This is a genomic window from Zooshikella harenae (genome assembly GCF_018837975.1).
GTDB lineage: Bacteria > Pseudomonadota > Gammaproteobacteria > Pseudomonadales > Zooshikellaceae > Zooshikella > Zooshikella harenae.
In genome coordinates, this window is the sequence record NZ_JAGSOY010000129.1 from 1 (window position 1) to 6,036 (window position 6,036).

Annotated in this window: 5 protein-coding genes; 2 read left to right on the plus strand and 3 right to left on the minus strand. The window is 37.5% G+C overall.

Annotated elements, in window-relative coordinates; translation table 11 throughout:
* Window positions 1–275: 275 nt before the first annotated feature.
* The 3 genes from KCG35_RS23295 to KCG35_RS23305 form a co-directional block, all read right to left on the minus strand.
* Window positions 276–1,661 (minus strand): cytochrome-c peroxidase, encoded by a 1,386-nt coding sequence (locus tag KCG35_RS23295; protein WP_215822261.1) that lies wholly within the window; start codon window positions 1,659–1,661, stop codon window positions 276–278.
* 39 nt (window positions 1,662–1,700) lie between these two features.
* Complete coding sequence (locus tag KCG35_RS27015; RefSeq protein ID WP_215822262.1) at window positions 1,701–2,570, minus strand: FixH family protein; 870 nt, start codon at window positions 2,568–2,570, stop codon at window positions 1,701–1,703.
* A gap of 127 nt (window positions 2,571–2,697) precedes the next feature.
* The gene (locus KCG35_RS23305) at window positions 2,698–4,440 is read right to left on the minus strand and encodes a choice-of-anchor B family protein (RefSeq protein WP_215822263.1); all 1,743 of its coding nucleotides are present in this window, start codon (window positions 4,438–4,440) and stop codon (window positions 2,698–2,700) included.
* A gap of 508 nt (window positions 4,441–4,948) precedes the next feature.
* On the opposite strand from KCG35_RS23305, the gene KCG35_RS23310 reads away from it, so the two are divergent.
* Both KCG35_RS23310 and KCG35_RS23315 read left to right on the plus strand, forming a co-directional pair.
* The gene (locus tag KCG35_RS23310) at window positions 4,949–5,269 is read left to right on the plus strand and encodes a hypothetical protein (RefSeq protein WP_215822264.1); all 321 of its coding nucleotides are present in this window, start codon (window positions 4,949–4,951) and stop codon (window positions 5,267–5,269) included.
* Between the two features lie 417 nt (window positions 5,270–5,686).
* Window positions 5,687–6,036 (plus strand): VOC family protein (locus KCG35_RS23315; RefSeq protein WP_215822265.1); only part of this gene is annotated, 350 nt, incomplete at its 3' end.

Sequence of the window (6,036 nt, forward strand, 5' to 3'; positions counted from 1 at the left end):
ACTATCCCCCCAAATACTCAACTTCCTCTTCATCATCATCCAGTAATCAATGCAGCATATATCTTAAGTGGTGAGTTAACAGTCATTAAGCCAAACTAAACGCTTACAGGCAGGAGAAACCCTTGTTGAACTTGTCAATCAGTGGCACTATGGCAAGAATGAAACTGAGCAACCTATAAAAAACAGGTCGGCTCAACTGAAGCACTATTACAAAAAATGTAGTAGTGTATCCTTTTAATAATATGATTAATTAAATGACTGTTTGTTAGCTGATATTAGAAATGCTTTGCCGCTTTACTTACGAGAGCAGTATCTTTAGTAGTTTTTTTAGGGGGCTGCCACCACAAATCTGCTAGTTTCAAGTCGCCTGTCAAGGTAAATAAAAAAGACTTAATTTGTTGTAACTCTTCAGGGGTCAACCCTAACGGTAAAATATCAAAATGTGGCCTGGAAGGGTGCTGCTCTCGGTCATAGTAAGGTGGAGTAGGTTTATTATAGTGTGCTAAAACATCGTCTAGGGTAGCAAACTGTCCACTTTGCATATAAGGTGCGGTTTTAGCAACATTACGCAAAGAGGGTGTTTTAAAAGCACCCACAAGTTCAGGTCCTTGTTTTTTTAAATAAAGCATTTCCTGGCAATAGTTTTTATCAGCATCACTCCATGGTGACAAACACGTAAATTTATCCTTTAATAGTGCAGCTACACCTTCATAACGCCCCATATCAACCTGTTTTATATCTGCTTCAGGTGCACCAATATTATGAAACTCATAGTTGGTAAAAAGCGGACCGTTGTGGCAACTGGCACAGTTCCCTTTTCCCATAAATAGCCTTAATCCAGCAACCTCCTCTTCTGTATAAATTTCTTTCAGTTTTACCTTATTAACGGTATCTTTTTCAAGCTGTTTAACAAATAAATCAAAGCGACTTGGCAATGGTCGTATTTGACGCTGGTAGGCCATTAGTAATTTACCTACATCAGCAAAAACTCGATTGATTAAACTTTGTTGTACTTGACTAATTTCCTGCCAATTTTGCTGAGCTTGTATTACACCATCTGGACTTGAAGGAGTGCTAAGTTTTAATAATGAGGTTAATTGCTGAAAATATTTTTTTGATACTGAGTTATCTGACTTCCCTGTTTCTGTCATCAGCTGTTTATAAGAAGATAAATAGTATTGTATAAACATCTGGACTACTTCCAATCTACTTAACCCATGTTCAACACCAGATTCCATTGGGCCTAATGCTTGAGACCACAAACTATCCTTACGGCCATCCCAAAATTGCCAAGGACTATAAGCAGCACCTATGATAGAAGGCGCATTGCGCCGTGTCTCTGACATACCTTTTGATACGACTAAACCATCTGTAAAATACAGTTGTGGATTATGGCAAGTTGCGCATGATACTTGCTGATTTGCACTAAATCTTGTGTCAAAAAAGAGCTGCTGACCAATAGATGCTGCTATTAGCGAATCCGCATACTGGTTATCTTGTGCATCAGGTAATGGTGGTAGATTGGATAAATTAAATTGTGATAAAAATTGAATATCCCCAGTAGTAAACTGGTATACACTATCGTCACTATAAACATTCTCATTCAATACCCATAAAGCGAGCAACAGGCAAATATGTTTTATTATTAGGTGTCCGTTCATGACTATTATTACTTAATGAATAAGGCTCTTTTTTTAATGCTATAATACAATATTAAATTTCACCGTATCCTGCTCGTTATTATGTGGTATATCAAACTCCATAACCCACCAGCCAATCATTTGAAATTTTACCCCCTCCACAAGATAAACACCTGGTTCAACTTCTTCAGTGACTCTAGGTTGTGTTGGTAAGCCATGAACATGCCCTGGCATATGACCTCTTACTTTTATTTTTTTATTACTAGCAGCTTGACCTTTAAGATCGGTGACAATTAAATACCACTGATGTATCGTATTTAACGGCACTGCAGGATCATTCCCCGTTGTTAACACAGTTAAATCGTCAGGTACAGGTTCAACATGGGCAAAATAGTGTAAATCTCTGGAAAGTTGATAGCTTGATGTATCCAAGGGAGAAGGAATCGTTTGATTATTCATCGCAGGAATGGAAAGCGACATATTAGCAACAGGCTCTTTAACTGTTTGCATTACTTTAGGCATTGAAGGATGAACACTACGAATTTGGGTATTATGTGCTATGAGCTGGTGCTTGGCAGGTATTAACGACATTTCGCCTTGCAACTTTATTCGTGACGGCCAATGCTTAACCATGGCCTGTTTTAATAATTGATGTCCAAACCCCTTATAGCGACTGCTTTGTTGGCGATTATCTGCACCTTGCTTTTGCCATTGTAATATCTGACTTGCTAATAAATTGGCTGCATCACTTAATTGTTGCCTTGTATCATCATCCCCGGCAGTACGCGCTGAAGCCCTAAGTTTATTGACATCTTTACGTAATTGGTTTGCACGACTAATAAGTTTGATAGAACCTAGTTCTAAACTTCTTCCATCATAAATAAGCTCGGCAGCGATATCTAACGTGTCAGAAATAAGCTGAGGTTTCACTGTTGAAACCTCAGCACTATAAAGCGTGCTACTTGATAATAAACTTGCCGTTACTACCCACCCACAAATGATATAACTGCTGCCGCTTTTTCTTAATCGAGTTAATCGTGTAACGTCATACAATATGTTAGTTATGAGTGATATTGACAGTATAATCTTCCACCTCTCCATATTTAAATTCATTACAAGCTGATGGTGCACTATTATAGCGCATAGACACTCGAAGCCGTGTTTTTCCTTCTGCTACTGATGCAGGAATGGTTAAATCACCACTTACTGTTGAAGAAATTGCTTCATTTGAGTTAAAAACCATTTCACCTGTATCATCAAAATCACCATCTTTATTCAAATCAATCCAAACTTTCCAATACTCATTAAATTTTATGCCTGAATATCCTGGTTGTAGCATTATATTGCTTTTTCCTACAACCAAGTTAACCTCTTCTTTTGTAAAATCAGAATATTGGCTTGCACCTGAATTATGTGTGTACTGAGCAAACTGTACCCCAGCTATCCACTCATAATTAGCATTAGTACTACTGGAGTTACAATAAGTAGGATTTGGATCAGGTTTGTTAATCGCATCCCAATCAGGATTAACAACAAACAATCCATTACCAATATCACTTAGCACAATATTTCCACTGTCAAAGTATACGTAATTACTCCATGTCCCTGAAAATTGTGCACTATTTGAACCTGGAATAGAATCAAAGTATGCTACTTCTTCCAGCTTTCCTTTTTCAATATCGTTAGTGCTTAAAATACGCAACCCTGCGCGATAATTAGTCTCAAAGACAAAACCATCCTTTGTATAAAGATTATGATCAATCGCGGATGTTGGACCAACGTAACGTCCTATTTCTATAGGCTTATCCAACTGACTTACATCATAAATATATGATGTTGTATTAATACCATTACGCTGTTCATCCAGCTCATCATTCATAATCAGGATATTATGCTCGTCATTAAGAAACCATCCCTGATGGGTATACTGCGCACCTTCATATGGCGTTCTGGATATTTGTTTTGGATTCGATTTATTCGTAACATCTACAATGGTTATTGTATCCTCGTTGTAACCAATACATATTTCATGCTGATAAAACTGTATATCAGCCCCTTTATATACAACACACTGTGTATCATGGGTATAACCATCTGAAGAAAAACATCCTGCATAGACGGGTCTTTGAGGATCAGAAACATTCACCATATACAAACCGCCACTACACTGATTACTCCCCACTATATAGGCGTAACCTGTATCCTCATTTATGGCAATATTATGCGCATTACCAAATCCATCTAAATGCGCTGTTTCTTGTAATGTTTGTCCTGGAGAGGCTAAATCACGTAATGTCGTTAAATCAAAAACCTGAAGACCATGAGTGCGATTAGCACTACCATCCGCCACGATAAATGCATGATCATTATAGGTTTTAATATCCCGCCATGCAGCAGAACCATTATTATGAGAAGGTAAAAAACCTAAGAATACGGGTTCAAGTGGGTTAGTTATATCTACAAATGACGTACCATTGGTTCTACCGACAATTGCAATCTCAGCACCAGTGACAGGATCCGTATAACCCCATATATCATTCAGGTTTGCAGATCCTCCTCCCATTTTTTCTTTTGCCAAAAATGTCTGTAAGTCTACGTTTTTACATGGGTAACCACTGGCATTTCCATTTTCACATTTCGTGGTAACATCGCGCAACATCAGTCTCGGCTTTTTGCCTTCATTGCTGTCATCAAACTTGAATCCATCGGGAAACATCGCGCTATGCCCATAACAGAACATAGGTAAACTCAAGCCGGCTATTAAACCAACAAAACTGGCACTATATGAGTTCCTTCTCATTTGCACGCTCCTTGTCTTTATAACTTTAAATCGCTTGAGTTTTAGTTAATGAACAGTTATGCCATTGTCTAATGGCCTTGCTACAGGCTACTCAAAGCGTTTCCCCTAACAGGGTATGTTTACCACATATAATGGTCTTGGAGGTCAGCACTGTGAACTTTATTATATTTTATACACATTGGTACCATTAATCTTAACATTTGTACAATCAACACATACCAATGTGAGCCTAAGACTAATGTATTAAAAGTAATTCACTTACAATTATTAGTCCAGCATCTACTAAGTCAGTATATGACTCTTTTATTGCCAACATCACACCTTATGTGAGGTATTTTGTTATTCATAGTCATTAATAGTGATTTTCGTTTTATTAGTTAAATCTTTATTCATTAAACAACTTTCTTCTGCTAACAAACACACTACCTGCTAACCTTATAGCGTTAAAAAAACGCTCAGACTAAATAGTCAAACCCAACCGACAACAAACAGTTTAATGGAGCATTTTATGAAAGCGAAGGACTGGTACTCTTGGATAAACTTAATGCCCCCAAAACCTGATGATTTCCATGTGACGGGTGAAATTTACGTAGCAAACCCTGGGGTAAAAGCCGTGTTATGCACGAGAGAGCCACAGGGTATCAACCCTGAAATATTACTGCTCGACTTACACTTAATTCAGGAGCCAGGCATGTGGCCTCAGGTTATGACCTGGACACAAGCAAAGTATGATAAAGTGCTTTCTCCTAAATCACCTCGTTATCGTCAAGCGGATATTTTCTTTAACAATGAACCTATTGCACAGATAAATGTAGAAGAGATTCACTGATTACAATATTGTATTCATGGATTATTATTAAAAATGTCATTAAAAGAGTAAAAATACTTATTGTGATAGTTATTATAACGCTAAAACAACTAAACTTGCCTCCAGGATACCCCCTTAAACAAACGGACATGAACTTCATTCCTTACATTTTTATACCCATAACAAAGGTTTTTTAGGCGTGGCCGTCAAGTGATGAAGCCCCAGGAGCTTATATGAATAAGTGACTGGGGTGAAGAACACTGACAACAAAGCCTAAAAATGATTTGTGAAGGGTATATATGTAAGTAATTAGCGTTAAACCTTTAGTAGTCATTATTTACCAAAACACTTCACATGCATCCAAGTTTGCTTAGTAAGCCAATAATGATATAACTAATATTCCTGTCATACCTCACAGACTTATATAAGGAGTTATCAGTGAAAGCACATGAAAAATTAAATTACGTTGAGCTTCCTGCACATGATCTGTCTAGAACAAAAAAGTTTTTTTCTGCTGTTTTTGACTGGATATTTGAAGATTATGGCCCTGGCTATACTGCTTTTACTAATCAAGGTCTTGATGGTGGCTTTTACCAGTCAGAGTTAAAATCCTTAACAAGCCACGGAGCTGCTTTATTAGTATTTTATAGTGACGACTTAGTAAGTACACAAAGCAAAATAGAGACACACGGTGGAGAAATAACAAAGCCTATCTTTTCTTTTCCTGGAGGACGACGATTTCATTTTACTGAGCCAAGTGGTAACGAATTTGCGGTATGGTCTGATCA

Coding starts and splice junctions, on each gene's coding strand:
- KCG35_RS23295 (WP_215822261.1), bottom strand. CDS start 1,661: ATGAACGGACACCTAATAATAAAACATATTTGCCTGTTGCTCGCTTTA.
- KCG35_RS23305 (WP_215822263.1), bottom strand. CDS start 4,440: ATGAGAAGGAACTCATATAGTGCCAGTTTTGTTGGTTTAATAGCCGGC.
- KCG35_RS23310 (WP_215822264.1), top strand. CDS start 4,949: ATGAAAGCGAAGGACTGGTACTCTTGGATAAACTTAATGCCCCCAAAA.